Origin of the sequence: Bradyrhizobium sp. SZCCT0231 (genome assembly GCF_018130245.1) — a bacterium.
Taxonomy (GTDB): Bacteria; Pseudomonadota; Alphaproteobacteria; order Rhizobiales; family Xanthobacteraceae; genus Bradyrhizobium; species Bradyrhizobium japonicum_F.
The window spans coordinates 380,051-392,176 of record NZ_JAFCKP010000002.1 but is presented as its reverse complement, the minus strand read 5'-3'; the positions used below and the strand labels follow the sequence as shown (position 1 = coordinate 392,176).

Genomic DNA, 12,126 nt, shown 5'->3' with positions numbered 1-12,126 from the left:
CCGCAAGACTCGAGGTCATCATGACGACGCCCCTGCGGAACCGGATCACACGGCTGATCGCTGCGTTCGCGATGGTATCCGCGATCGCCCTGCCCGGTGCCGCGCTTGCCGACAGCCAGCTCGACAAGGTCCGCGTCAAGGTCGCGGCCTTCATCGCCGACAAGATGGAGAAGCTGGGCGGATCGCGCATCGTCTACAAGGTGGACACCGACGCCTTGCGGGAGGCGGTCACGACGGATCTGCGCGACGACGTCTACAAGATCCTGCGTGAGGGCCGGATCGCGTTCTCCGGACTCGCGATCCGCGACGGCGGCGTCGACGTGAAGATCGCGGACGCCAAAGGTCGCGAGCAGCTCACGCGCAAGCTCGCCTCGGCGGCGGAGGGGTTACCCACACACGCGCTCACGGTGACCGACGCCGGCGACGGGCTGCTCAGGCTCGCGCCGACCGATGCCGCATCCGCCGCGCGGCTGCACGATCTCGTCGAAGATTCCATCGCCATGATCGAGCAGCGCCTCAAGGACGCCGGCGTCAAGCTTGCCAGCGTCCAGCCTGAGGGGACCGACCGCATCCGCATCTTCCTGCCCGGCGTGACGGAGCCCGAGCATGTCACCGCGATCTTCGCCAAGAAGGTCAAGGTCGGCTTCCACCTGATCGACCTCTCGATGTCCGCGGAGCAGGCGCAATCGGGCACGCCGCCGGCGGGCACGGAAGTCCTGCTCGGCTTCAAGGACAAGCTTCCTTATCTCGTCGCCAAGGACAGCGCGCTCGAGGGCTCCGACATCAGCCATGCCGGCCCGGGATTCAGCGCAGGCACCAAGGAGCCGATTGCCTCGTTCCGCTTCAACGGCCGCGGCACGCGGCGCTTTGCCCACATCACTGCAGAGAACGTCGGAAAGCCCTTTGCCATCGTGCTCGACGACAAGGTGATCTCCGCTCCCGTGATCCGCGAGCCCATCACCGGCGGCTCAGGGCAGATTTCCGGCAACTTCACCCTGGAAGAGGCCAACAGTGTCGCCATGCTGATGCGCGCCGGCTCGCTGCCGGGACGCCTTGGCCTGGTCGAACAGCAGGTCGTGCAGCCCGCCACCAAGCCGTAAGCGACGGCCGCCCCCGCCGCGTCGGTCGTCCAGGCCGGGTCCGCGACGCCGAAGCCCGCACGGCTGCCCCGAATCACGGCCGCGCCGCGGCGAGACGCGCAACCAACGGGCAATTGCCGAAACGCCCGATCAGGCTAGAATTTGCCTCTTGCGGCATGACGGCCGGAAGCGTCATTCAAGCGGTCGTCATTCGATTTCGGCTATACGAGTGCCGACCAGGACTGAATGCCTTACGTGGGGTTAGTACCATGCCGTCCGGCAGCGCAGACATTTCGTCGATCCTCGACCGCATTCTCGACGCGGCCACGGATAACCTCAGGATCGCGAAAATCCTGGTGCAGATGGGCCTCGACCCCGACAACGTCACCTACGACGCGATCTTCAATCGGCTCTTGGAGATATTCGTCCACAACATCACGCTCGCCAATCTGTTTGCCGTGGTCGGGGCGGTCTTCTTCGTCGCCACCCTCTTGATGCGGACGATGGTGCCGCTGCGCGTCGCCAACATGATCGGCTGCGCGTTCTTTGCTCTCTTCGGCGCGCTCACCGCCAACGTCGCGACGTTCCTGCTCTATCTCCTGATGCTTCCGATCAACGCCCTGCGCCTGCGGCAGATGCTCAAGCTGGTCAAGAAGGCGCGGCATGCGACCGAAGGCGACATGTCGATTGAATGGCTCAAGCCGTTCATGACCGAGCGCAAATATCGCCGCGGCGACACGCTGTTCAAGCTGGGCGACCCCGCCAAGGAGATGCTGCTCACGGTCACCGGCAAATTCCTGGTCAAGGAGATCAACGTCGAGATCCTGCCGGGCGCGCTGATGGGCGAGCTCGGCTTCCTGACGCCGGACAACCGCCGCACCGGAACGATCGAATGCATCGAGGACGGCCAGGTGCTGACGATCACCTATGACCGGCTGCTCGAGATCTACTTCCAGGATCCGCAGTTCGGCTATTATTTCCTGGTGCTGACCAGCCAGCGCCTCCTGCAAAACATCGATCGCTTGCAGAAGCAACTGGCAACGGAGCGCGCGGCCGCCACGAACAGGATCGCGTGAGCGCTGCGCGCGTCCCACGTGAGATCGCACATCACGACGTGATGTGGAGAAGGCGCGCGCCCATATCTTGCTCTCGTGCCCCGGACGCAGCGCAGCGCTTTCGCGGTGCGCTGCAGAGCCGGGGCCCATGCCTCCAAGAGCAACCGTGCGGCATGGGTCCCGGCTCTGCGCGGCAACGCTAAGAAGCGTTGCAGCGCGTCCGGGACACGAGACTTCGGCCCTCCGGGTCGGGATCCGCCGCAAAATCGCCCCAAAAACCGAATGGTAACCATGAGGGGTTAGGGTAATGGCGTGACCAATTCTCCGACGATCCTGGTGTTCGATTCCGGCCTTGGCGGGCTCACGGTGCTGCGTGAGGTCGTGACTGCGCGCCCGGACGCGCATTATGTCTATGTCGCCGACGATGCCTTCTTCCCCTACGGCCACCACAGCGAGGACGAGATCATCGCCCGCGTCGTGCCGCTGATGGGGGAGCTGATCGGCACCCATGATCCCGACCTCGTCGTCATCGCCTGCAACACGGCGTCCACCCTGGTCCTGTCGCACTTGCGCGCAGCCTATTCCCTGCCCTTCGTCGGGACGGTGCCGGCGATCAAGCCGGCCTGCGCTCAGTCCAGGACCCGCCGCGTCTCGGTGCTCGGCACCAAGGGCACGGTGAAGCGCGAATACACCAAGGCGCTGATCCGCAATTTCGCGCAAGGATGCGAGGTGACGCTGGTCGGCTCGCCGGAGCTCGCCTCGCTCGCCGAGGCCGCGCTAGGCGGCACCCCCATCAGCGACGGCGCCATCCTCGCCGAGCTCGCCCCCTGCTTCGTCGGCGATGCCGCGGACGCGAGCGCGCGCACCGACACCGTGGTGCTCGCCTGCACGCACTATCCGCTGCTGCTCGACCGGCTGAAGAAGCTCGCACCCTGGCCGGTCGACTGGATCGATCCGGCGCCCGCGATCGCCCGCCGCGTCTCGGATCTGCTCGGTGCGCCTGGTTGCGGCATCGCGCAGTCCGGCGCCGAGATGATTTTTACATCAAAGCGCGTACATGGCCTTTCGGCCACGCTGACGCCGTTCTTCGGCGGGCGCGCTGTGGCCTGACTTGCGCCTCGACGGCGCGCTGCTAGGCTTTGCCGTCGCCATCGTCCCGCAGGTTTTCCATGTCGGTCCCGACTCAGCCGCTCAACCGCCTCCGCCAATTGTGGCGCGAGGGCCGCCCCGCCTTCGGCGCGATCGCGACCATCCCGAGCGTGCAGATGGTGCAGATCATGGCGCGCTCGCTCGACTGGATCATCGTCGATCTCGAACATGGTCCGATTGGTTTGACCGAAGCACATGCGATGATCGCCGCCACGACCGGCACGCCCTGCACCCCCTTGGTGCGGATCGCCGCGAACGAGCCGTGGCTCGCGAAGGCCCCAATGGACATCGGCGCCTTCGGCATCAACTTCCCGATGATCACGAGCCGCGCCGACGCCGAAAAAGCAGTGCGCAGCGTGCGCTACCCGCCGCGCGGCGACCGGCTCTGGGGCCCGTTCCACGCGCCGTTCCGCTGGGGGCAGTCGATGCCGGACTACATGGCCAGCGCCGACGACGAGATGATCTGCATGATCACCATCGAGCATGTCGATGCCGTCAATCGCATCGACGAGATCATGGCGACATCAGGCATCGACGTCGCCGTGATCGGCCCCGGCGATCTCGCCACCTCCATCAACAAGCGCGGCCAGATGGACGATCCGGAGCTGCTCGAACTGATCGCGCGCGCCGAGGCCGGCATCCTCCGAAGCGGCGTGCCGATCGGCGGCGTGGCGCGCACCGCCGACCAGGCCAACGCCCTGATCGACCGCGGCTACCGCGCGATCGCGCTCGGTTTCGACTGGTCGCTGTTCCAGCGCGGAATCATGGCGGCGTTCGAGGGGGTCAGGCGCTGAACAAGCCGATTGACGCATTGTCGGGACCTGCGGCGCCGCCGCGATCGCCCACTCAAGAGATAAGCCATTGAAAATAATTGATTTTTACGTCCATATCAGGACCAAATTGGCGATGCCCCGAAGCGGCGAACCGACCGACCCTAAACGGGTTGGTTCGTGCTAGAGCGAGCGGGCGAGCACCCCGCTCGCTGCACATATTTTGATCTTTTGATCCCTGGGAAACGGAGACAATGCGCGGGACGCCCAAGACCATTTCGCTGCGGCGCCGTCTGATCTGCGACCTCATGCATGCCTCGATGGGCGTGCCCTTCGTTTCGCTCTCCCGTTCGCTCAATATCCGCCCCCTGCTGGACGCCCGCACGGCGGCGACAGCCCCCGCCGGCTGGGCCGCGATGTTCGTCAAGGCGTTCGCCCTGGTTGCCCGAGACGAGCCGATCCTTCGCACCGTCTACGCCAAATGGCCGTGGCCGGCCCTCTATGAGCTGCCGAAGAGCGTGGCGACGGTCGCGATCGCCCGGGTCGAGAATGGCGAGGAATGCGTGCTGCCTCAGCGAATCGCCGCTCCTGAGACCCTTTCGCTGGCAGCGATCGATGCGGAAATCCGGCTCGGCAAGACGGCCCCGGTTGAGGACGTCCCGATGTTCCGCAAGATCATGCGGGCAACCCGCCTGCCGCTACCGCTGCGGCGCCTGTCCTGGGCCATCGGCCTGAATTTCGGCCGCCAGCGCGGCAACTGGTTCGGCAGCTTCGCGGTGAGCTCGGTGGCCGCCTATGGCGGCGGCGAGCTCCACCCCATCACGCCGGGCCCCTTTGTCGTCAGCTATGGGCTCGTCGGGCCGGATCAGACGATCCATGTCGTGATCCGCTGGGACCACCGGGTCACCGACGCCGCCCCGATCGCGAGGGTCCTGACCCGGCTGGAACAGGTCCTGAACACTGAAATCGCTGCCGAATTGCGGGAAGCCATTCCCAAGCCCGTCCGCGCGGTGAGGAGCTGATTCCGGGGCCACTCGCATTGACAGCCGGCCCCAAACTCCCCTAAAAGCCGCCTGCTCGCGGGCCGATTTCGGCCCGCGAAGCGTTTCGCGACCCGTGGTCAAATCCCTTAAGCTTTGGGGATCGGACCTGTCGGTGCCGGGATCATCCCGTCACACAGGAGGGCGCGTTTCCTCAAACCATGCAACCGAAGAGGACGCGATGACTAAGCGCAGTGAGGCGAAGTACAAGATCGATCGCCGTATGGGCCAGAACATCTGGGGCCGCCCGAAGAGCCCCGTGAACCGCAGGGAGTACGGCCCCGGCCAGCACGGCCAGCGCCGCAAGGGCAAGCTCTCCGACTTCGGCGTGCAGCTCCGCGCCAAGCAGAAGCTGAAGGGCTATTACGCCAACATCAGCGAGCGTCAGTTCCACGGCATCTATGTCGAGGCGAGCCGCCTCAAGGGCGACACCGGCGAGAACCTGATCGGCCTCCTGGAGCGCCGTCTCGACGCGGTCGTGTACCGCGCCAAGTTCGTCTCCACCATCTTCGCCGCCCGCCAGTTCATCAACCACGGCCACGTCAAGGTGAACGGCCGCAAGGTCAACATCTCGAGCTACCAGCTCAAGGTCGGCGACGTGATCGAGGTCAAGGAAGCCTCCAAGCAGCTCGCCCACGTGCTCGAAGCCAGCCAGCTCCCCGAGCGCGAGGTCCCCGACTATCTCGAAGTCGACCACGGCAAGATGACCGCGAAATACACCCGCATCCCCGGCCTCTCCGATGTGCCGTTCCCGGTGCAGATGGAGCCGCATCTGGTCGTCGAATTCTATTCGCGCTGATCATTCGGCAGATCGACGTTCAAAGGCCCCGGTTTTCCGGGGCCTTTTTGTTTGGTAGCATGCCATCGATGTCTCGCGCGGCCGACCAGTTCGTCAACACTCTGCCTTCGGCAGCGCCGACTGAAGCGGCGCTTCGCGCGTGGGAGGCCCTCTCCCGCGCCGAGCAGATCTGCCGATATCAGGGGCTGTTCGCTCTGCCTGATTGCAATATCTTCACAGCTGACACGCCAGGCGAGATCCTCCTCGCCGCTCGGCAGCGCGTCGCTCAATGTTCTCGTGGCTGACAGGTCATCGGGACACGCACGCAATACGTCGCAGTTGTTCGACTAGAGAATGAGACACGCCATGCTCTACACCCCTCCCCCCGTCGATCCCAAGGCGCCGCCGGTGCGCATCAATCTGCTCTCGGACACGCAGACCAGGCCGACGGCGGCGATGCGCGAGGCGATGGCGCGGGCGGAGGTCGGTGACGAGCAGGTCGGCGACGACCCGACCGTGAACGCGCTGTGCGAGCGCGTTGCGGATCTGCTCGGCAAGGAAGCGGCGGTCTACATGCCTTCGGGCACGATGTGCAACGTCACCGCGACGCTGGTGCATTGCCGCGCCGGCGACGAGATCCTCGCGCATGAGACCGCGCACATCATCGCGCGCGAATGCGGCGCGCATGCGGCGATCGGCGGCTTCCAGGTCACCCAGCTCAAGGGCCCCGATGGCCAGTTCACGCCGGAGACTCTCCGCAAGGCGCTGCACCCGCGCACGCGTTACCAGCCGCCGCAGACCGTCGTCAGCGTCGAGCAGACCGCCAATATCGGTGGCGGCACGATCTGGAAGAAGGCGGTGCTCGACGAGATCGTCGCGATCGCCAGGCAACACGGCCTCGTCACCCATATGGACGGCGCGCGTCTGCTCAACGCCACCGTGGCGAGCGGCATCTCGCCGCGCGACATGACCGCGGGCTGGGATTCGGCCTGGATCGACTTCTCGAAGGGCCTCGGTGCGCCGATCGGCGGCGTGCTCGCGGGCTCGCGCGCCTTCATCGATGCGGTGTGGCAGTGGAAGCAGCGCCTCGGCGGCTCGATGCGGCAGGCCGGGATCTGCGCGGCGGCCTGCATCTACGCGCTCGACCATCACGTCGAGCGCTTGGCCGACGACCACACCAATGCGCGGGCGCTCGCCCGCGGGCTGTCGCAGATCGCAGGCATCGAGGTGCAGGAGCCCGAGACCAATCTCGTGTTCTTCAAGCCGGACGGCGCCGGCATTCCCGGCGACAAGATGGTCACCGCGTTGCGCCAACGCGGCGTCACACTTGCGATGATGGACGGCCGCATCCGCGCCTGCACGCATCTCGACGTCAATGCGGGCCAGATCGAGGAGACGATCGGATACGTGCGCGAGATCGTGCGCGGAGCGTAGGTCCCGTAGCCCGGATGGAGCGCAGCGTAATCCGGGACAATCTTTCATCGGTGAGAACCCCGGATTGCGCTGCGCTCCATCCGGATCTACGGAGGCGACCGCTTCACCGCCCCATCGCCTGATAGATCAGTGTCTTCAGCTCGAGTTGAATCCGGCCGCGCTGCGAGGGCGTCTGCACCATGAAGATCCCGAACAGATCGTCTTCGGGATCGATGAAGAAGAACGTGCCGCCGACGCCGTCCCAGCGATATTCGCCAAGCGGCCATGAGGTGCCCGTCGGCACAGAGGTGCGCACGGCGAAGCCAAGGCCGAAGCCGGAATTGCCGCCCGGATAATAGTACTGGTCGCGTGCGATTGCAGTCTCGGGGCCGATATGATCCGACGCCATCAGCGCAACCGTTTCGGCTTTGAGATAGCGCCGGCCTTCAAAGGTGCCGCCATTCAGCAGCATCTGCGCGAAGCGGGCGTAGTCGCCGACCGTGCCGACCATGCCGGCGCCACCTGATTCCCATGTCACGGGCCGCCTGATATCGCGGACCTCAGTCGTCGGGCTGATGCTGCGGTCTTCCGGCATCGGCTCGGCGATGCGCGGAAACTTGGCGGGATCGGCGACGTAGAATGCGGTCTCGGTCATGCCGAGCGGATCGAGCAGCCGCTCCTTCTCGAACTGCAGCAGCGTCTTGCCCGAGACCACCTCGACGACGCGGCCGAGCACATCGGTGGCAAAGCCGTAATCCCACACCGTGCCCGGCTGCTCGACGAGCGGCAGCGTGGCGATCTTCGCGACGAACTCGGCGTTGGAGAGATCGCTGTTGAAGAGGTCGGCCGCAGCATGGAGCTCGCGCACCAGCCCACCACCGTAGAAGCCGTAAGGCAGCCCCGCGGTGTGGCGCAAGAGGTCCTTGATCGTGACCGGACGTTCCTGCGGCTCCAACGTCAGCGAAGCCTTGCCGTCCCCTGCTTTCCTCTCGACGCCGACCTTCATGTCGGCGAAAGCCGGAATGTGTTTGGAAACGGGATCGTCGAGCGAAAGCCTGCCTTCTTCGACCAGCATCATCGCCACGACCGATGTGATCGGCTTCGACATCGAATAGAGACGAAAGATCGTATCCGCGCTCATCGACATCTCGGTGGCGGCATCGCGAACACCGAAATTCTCGTTATAGACCGGCTTGCCGTGTTGCTGGAGCAGCAGGATGGCACCGGGGATCTTGCCCGTCGCGACCTCATTCCGGATGTAGTCGGAAACCTTCGCCAACCCTTCCGCGGAGAGTGTGCGGGCAGTGCGTCCCTCGGAGCCGGCCTTCGCGCCGACGACCCCAACGAGAAGAACGAGCGCCGCGATGAACGCGCGGCGCCCACGGCGTGTACTGATCAGCTCAATCGGCACAGGGGCCGCCGTGTCGCGCAAGCGCCTCGGCATGGAGTTCGGCGCCAGGCTCGGCGAAGCAGCAGAACACCACGCGAGCAACGGACGGCGCAGCAGCGAGCCCATCGACCGTCGCGCGCACGGCAATATCGGCTGCCCGATCGGCAGGAAAGCGGAAAATGCCGGTCGAAATTGCGGGGAATGCCACCGAGGTCAAGCTGTGCTTACCACACAGCTCCATCGATCGGCGATAACAGGAGGCGAGCAGATCGTCCTCGCCGAGCGTGCCGCCATTCCAGACCGGCCCGACGGTGTGGATCACATGTGCGGCCTTGAGCCGATAGCCCCCGGTGATCTTCGCATCGCCCGTCTTGCAGCCGTGGAGCATGCGGCATTCAGCGACGAGCTCGGGCCCCGCCGCCCGATGGATCGCACCGTCCACGCCGCCCCCGCCAAGGAGCGACGTGTTGGCCGCGTTGACGATGGCGTCAACGCCGAGTGTCGTGATGTCGGCAACGATGACCTCGAGCTCGGCGCCGCCAATCCGGCGCGTCAGCAGGGTCACGTGTCAGGCTGCGACGACGACGCCCTTTTCGGAGAAGAGCTGCTGCAATTCGCCGGCCTGGAACATCTCGCGGACGATGTCGCAGCCACCGACGAACTCGCCCTTCACATAGAGCTGCGGGATGGTCGGCCAGTTCGAGTATTCCTTGATCCCGTTGCGCAGCTCGGCGGATTCGAGGACGTTGAGGCCCTTATAGCCGACACCGATATGGTCCAGGATCTGGACGACCTGGCCGGAGAAACCGCACTGCGGAAATTGCGGCGTACCCTTCATAAACAGAACCACGTCGTTCGACTTCACTTCGTTGTCGATGAATTCCGCGATGCTCATATCCATGTCCTTCCGGGGCCGAGCCCTCACCAATTGCTTCGGGCCGGCTCAGCCGATTTAACCCGATACCTGCCCATATATGTAGCCCAAACCGTTGTGCATCCAAAGTAAAATGGCGGCGACGGGCCCCTCGGCGGCCGTGCCGGGCCCAACAGGTCCATAGGCTGATGACATCAATATCATCGTCGGAAAGGACTTTCATACCGTAACGGAGCCCCTATCTAGGACGAACCCTGTTCATGGAACCGGGTCGCGCGAACAACGTTCTCTTGTCCTGTCTGGAGAAAAACGTGACGAAACAAGCCTCAGCCACGGCCGCCACCCAGCTTTCGTCACCGTCCTCCCTCCCGGACGACCGCGCCCAGCGGCTGGAAGCGGCGTTTCTCGCCGTCCGCAACGAGACCGAACGGCGGGCAGCGCCGCTGTCACCAGAGGACCAGCAGATCCAGTCGATGCCCGATGCCAGCCCGACCAAATGGCACCGGGCCCATACCACCTGGTTCTGGGAGCAATTCCTGCTCGGCGAACACGCTGTGGGCTACCGGCCCTTCCACCCCGATTTCGCGTTCCTGTTCAATTCTTACTACGTCAGCGCCGGCCCGCGACATGCCCGCAATCATCGCGGCGACATCACCCGTCCCAGTGCCGACGAGGTCGGCGCCTATCGCAAATACGTCGATGCGGCCGTCGTCAAATTCTTCCGTGAGGCTGGCGCGGACAGGCTTCGCGAGATCGCGCCGCTGGTCGAGGTCGGGCTCAACCACGAGCAGCAGCATCAGGAGCTGATGTTCACCGACATCCTGCATGCCTTTGCGCAGAACCCGATCTACCCGTCCTATGACCCGGACTGGCGCTTCCCGGCCGCAACGCGCAGCGGCGATGATTGGCTAACACTCAACGAAGGCATCCACACCGTCGGCCATGTCGACGACGGCTTCCATTTCGACAACGAGGAGCCGGCGCACCGCGCCCTCGTCGGCCCGGTCAGGATCGCCTGCAATCTCGTCACCAATGGCGAATGGCTCGCCTTCATGCGTGACGGCGGCTACCGGACGGCAACGCTGTGGCTGATGGACGGCTTTGCCGCGGCCAGCAAGGAAGACTGGCAGGCCCCGGGCTATTGGCGCGAGGTCGACGGCGCATGGCAGGTGATGACGCTGGCCGGCCTCAAGCCGGTCGATCCGGACGCGCCGGTCTGCCACATCAGCTACTATGAGGCCGACGCCTTCGCGCGCTGGTCCGGCAAGCATCTCCCAACCGAGATGGAATGGGAGGTTGCGGCCCGCGCTGGCCAGCTCAACGACGCCTTCGGCCTCGTCTGGCAATGGACCCGCAGCTCTTACTCGCCCTACCCCGGCTATCGCGCCGTCGAAGGCGCGCTCGGCGAGTACAACGGCAAGTTCATGGTCAACCAGCTCGTGCTGCGCGGCTCCTCGCTTGCAACTCCGCAAGGCCACAGCCGTATCACCTACCGCAACTTCTTCTATCCGCACCACCGCTGGCAGTTCACGGGGTTGCGGCTCGCCGACTACGATTAAAATTCCGACGACAGATGCGCGCCGGACAGCGCGTTCAGGAGAGTATCATGAATGTGCACGCCAGCGCTTTGGCCGAGGCCCATCTTCCCGACGAGCAGACCACTGCCTTTGCCCGCGAGGCCATCGAGGACCTGTCGCAGCAGCCGAAAAAGCTGTCGCCGAAATACTTTTATGATGCGACGGGATCGGAGCTGTTCGAGGCGATCACGAAGCTGCCGGAATATTATCCGACGCGCACCGAGCTATCGATCCTGAGGGAACGCGGGGGCGAGATCGCAAAGATCATTCCGGAGCATGCGGCGCTGGTCGAGTTCGGCGCCGGCGCGACCACCAAGGTCCGCCTGCTGCTGGGCCACTGCAAGTTCGCCGCCTATGTGCCCGTCGACATCTCCGGCGATTTCCTGGCGGCGCAGGCGAGCGGCCTGAAGCGCGACTTCCCCTCGCTCGGCATCTATCCGGTCGCCGCCGATTTCACGACGCCGTTCGAGCTGCCCAAGCAGGTGGCATCGATGCCCAAGGTCGGATTCTTCCCGGGCTCGACCATCGGCAATTTCGAGCCGCATGAAGCGCAAGCCTTCCTGAAGAGCGCCCGCGAAATCCTGGGCCGGGGCGCGCAGATGATCATCGGCGCCGACCTCGAGAAGGACGAGCGCGTGCTGTTTGATGCCTACAACGATTCCGCCGGTGTCACTGCGCGCTTCAACCTCAATGTGCTGGTGCGGATCAACCGCGAGCTCGGCGGCAATTTCGACCTGTCCGCCTTCTCCCATCGCGCGATCTATAATCGCGAGCGCCACCGCATCGAGATGCACCTGATCAGCAGGAAGAGCCAGACTGTGCGCCTGCTCGGCACCAGCTTCGCGTTCCGCCCCGGCGAGAGCATTCACACCGAGAACAGCTACAAATACAGCCTCGACCGCTTCGCCGCGCTGGCGCAGGGCGCGGGCTGGCGCGTGCGCGAGAGCTGGACGGACGTAGCGAAGATGTTCTCGGTGCATGCGCTGGAGGTGGCGGAGTAG

13 protein-coding genes are annotated in these 12,126 nt (G+C 64.9%); 9 read left to right on the top strand and 4 right to left on the bottom strand.

The annotated features are described in order from the left end of the window. Window positions 1-20: 20 nt before the first annotated feature. The 6 genes from JQ566_RS09220 to rpsD all read left to right on the top strand — a co-directional run bounded on the left by JQ566_RS09220 (window position 21) and on the right by rpsD (window position 5,892). Entirely contained in the window at window positions 21-1,100 is a 1,080-nt protein-coding gene (locus tag JQ566_RS09220) for a SecDF P1 head subdomain-containing protein (protein ID WP_212371923.1), read from the top strand. Between the two features lie 248 nt (window positions 1,101-1,348). Further along, entirely contained in the window at window positions 1,349-2,155 is an 807-nt protein-coding gene (locus tag JQ566_RS09215; protein WP_212371922.1) for a Crp/Fnr family transcriptional regulator, read from the top strand. Window positions 2,156-2,446: 291 nt separating this feature from the next. Beyond that, window positions 2,447-3,244, top strand: a complete 798-nt coding sequence (murI, locus tag JQ566_RS09210; RefSeq protein WP_212371921.1) for a glutamate racemase — start codon at window positions 2,447-2,449, stop codon at window positions 3,242-3,244. A gap of 59 nt (window positions 3,245-3,303) precedes the next feature. Beyond that, window positions 3,304-4,077, top strand: coding sequence for an HpcH/HpaI aldolase family protein (locus tag JQ566_RS09205; protein WP_212371920.1), 774 nt, complete (start codon window positions 3,304-3,306; stop codon window positions 4,075-4,077). Between the two features lie 230 nt (window positions 4,078-4,307). Beyond that, the gene (locus JQ566_RS09200; protein ID WP_212371919.1) at window positions 4,308-5,075 is read left to right on the top strand and encodes an acyltransferase; all 768 of its coding nucleotides are present in this window, start codon (window positions 4,308-4,310) and stop codon (window positions 5,073-5,075) included. 199 nt (window positions 5,076-5,274) lie between these two features. Next, complete coding sequence (rpsD, locus tag JQ566_RS09195; protein WP_061882948.1) at window positions 5,275-5,892, top strand: 30S ribosomal protein S4; 618 nt, start codon at window positions 5,275-5,277, stop codon at window positions 5,890-5,892. Here rpsD and JQ566_RS09190 read toward each other — a convergent pair. After that, entirely contained in the window at window positions 5,880-6,161 is a 282-nt protein-coding gene (locus JQ566_RS09190; protein WP_212371918.1) for a hypothetical protein, read from the bottom strand. The two genes, rpsD and JQ566_RS09190, sit on opposite strands and share 13 nt — an antisense overlap. 76 nt (window positions 6,162-6,237) lie before the next feature. Between JQ566_RS09190 and JQ566_RS09185 the strand changes: the two genes are divergently transcribed. Beyond that, window positions 6,238-7,305 carry a threonine aldolase family protein gene (locus JQ566_RS09185; RefSeq protein ID WP_212371917.1) on the top strand — a complete coding sequence of 356 codons (1,068 nt, stop codon included), beginning with the start codon at window positions 6,238-6,240 and terminating at the stop codon, window positions 7,303-7,305. Between the two features lie 103 nt (window positions 7,306-7,408). On the opposite strand, the gene JQ566_RS09180 is transcribed toward JQ566_RS09185, so the two are convergent. The 3 genes from JQ566_RS09180 to grxD are packed head-to-tail and all read right to left on the bottom strand — an operon-like array spanning window position 7,409 to window position 9,569. Then, window positions 7,409-8,728 carry a serine hydrolase domain-containing protein gene (locus tag JQ566_RS09180; RefSeq protein ID WP_212371916.1) on the bottom strand — a complete coding sequence of 440 codons (1,320 nt, stop codon included), beginning with the start codon at window positions 8,726-8,728 and terminating at the stop codon, window positions 7,409-7,411. Further along, window positions 8,685-9,239: an O-acetyl-ADP-ribose deacetylase gene (locus JQ566_RS09175; RefSeq protein WP_212371915.1), complete on the bottom strand. Its 555-nt coding sequence runs from the start codon at window positions 9,237-9,239 to the stop codon at window positions 8,685-8,687. Before JQ566_RS09175 ends, JQ566_RS09180 begins: the two co-directional genes overlap by 44 nt. A gap of 3 nt (window positions 9,240-9,242) precedes the next feature. After that, a complete protein-coding gene (grxD, locus tag JQ566_RS09170) occupies window positions 9,243-9,569 on the bottom strand; it encodes a Grx4 family monothiol glutaredoxin (RefSeq protein WP_080140390.1) in 327 nt (108 codons plus the stop codon). A gap of 239 nt (window positions 9,570-9,808) precedes the next feature. Between grxD and egtB the strand changes: the two genes are divergently transcribed. Continuing rightward, window positions 9,809-11,107, top strand: coding sequence for an ergothioneine biosynthesis protein EgtB (egtB, locus tag JQ566_RS09165; RefSeq protein ID WP_212371914.1), 1,299 nt, complete (start codon window positions 9,809-9,811; stop codon window positions 11,105-11,107). A 47-nt stretch (window positions 11,108-11,154) separates the two neighbouring features. Continuing rightward, window positions 11,155-12,126, top strand: coding sequence for an L-histidine N(alpha)-methyltransferase (gene egtD, locus JQ566_RS09160; RefSeq protein ID WP_212371913.1), 972 nt, complete (start codon window positions 11,155-11,157; stop codon window positions 12,124-12,126).

What these genes read in the sequence shown, in the direction of transcription:
- rpsD (WP_061882948.1), top strand. Translation starts at nt 5,275, where the DNA reads ATGACTAAGCGCAGTGAGGCGAAGTACAAGATCGATCGCCGTATGGGC.
- JQ566_RS09205 (WP_212371920.1), top strand. Translation starts at nt 3,304, where the DNA reads ATGTCGGTCCCGACTCAGCCGCTCAACCGCCTCCGCCAATTGTGGCGC.
- JQ566_RS09200 (WP_212371919.1), top strand. Translation starts at nt 4,308, where the DNA reads ATGCGCGGGACGCCCAAGACCATTTCGCTGCGGCGCCGTCTGATCTGC.
- JQ566_RS09220 (WP_212371923.1), top strand. Translation starts at nt 21, where the DNA reads ATGACGACGCCCCTGCGGAACCGGATCACACGGCTGATCGCTGCGTTC.
- egtD (WP_212371913.1), top strand. Translation starts at nt 11,155, where the DNA reads ATGAATGTGCACGCCAGCGCTTTGGCCGAGGCCCATCTTCCCGACGAG.
- JQ566_RS09185 (WP_212371917.1), top strand. Translation starts at nt 6,238, where the DNA reads ATGCTCTACACCCCTCCCCCCGTCGATCCCAAGGCGCCGCCGGTGCGC.
- egtB (WP_212371914.1), top strand. Translation starts at nt 9,809, where the DNA reads ATGGAACCGGGTCGCGCGAACAACGTTCTCTTGTCCTGTCTGGAGAAA.
- JQ566_RS09180 (WP_212371916.1), bottom strand. Translation starts at nt 8,728, where the DNA reads ATGCCGAGGCGCTTGCGCGACACGGCGGCCCCTGTGCCGATTGAGCTG.
- grxD (WP_080140390.1), bottom strand. Translation starts at nt 9,569, where the DNA reads ATGAGCATCGCGGAATTCATCGACAACGAAGTGAAGTCGAACGACGTG.
- JQ566_RS09215 (WP_212371922.1), top strand. Translation starts at nt 1,349, where the DNA reads ATGCCGTCCGGCAGCGCAGACATTTCGTCGATCCTCGACCGCATTCTC.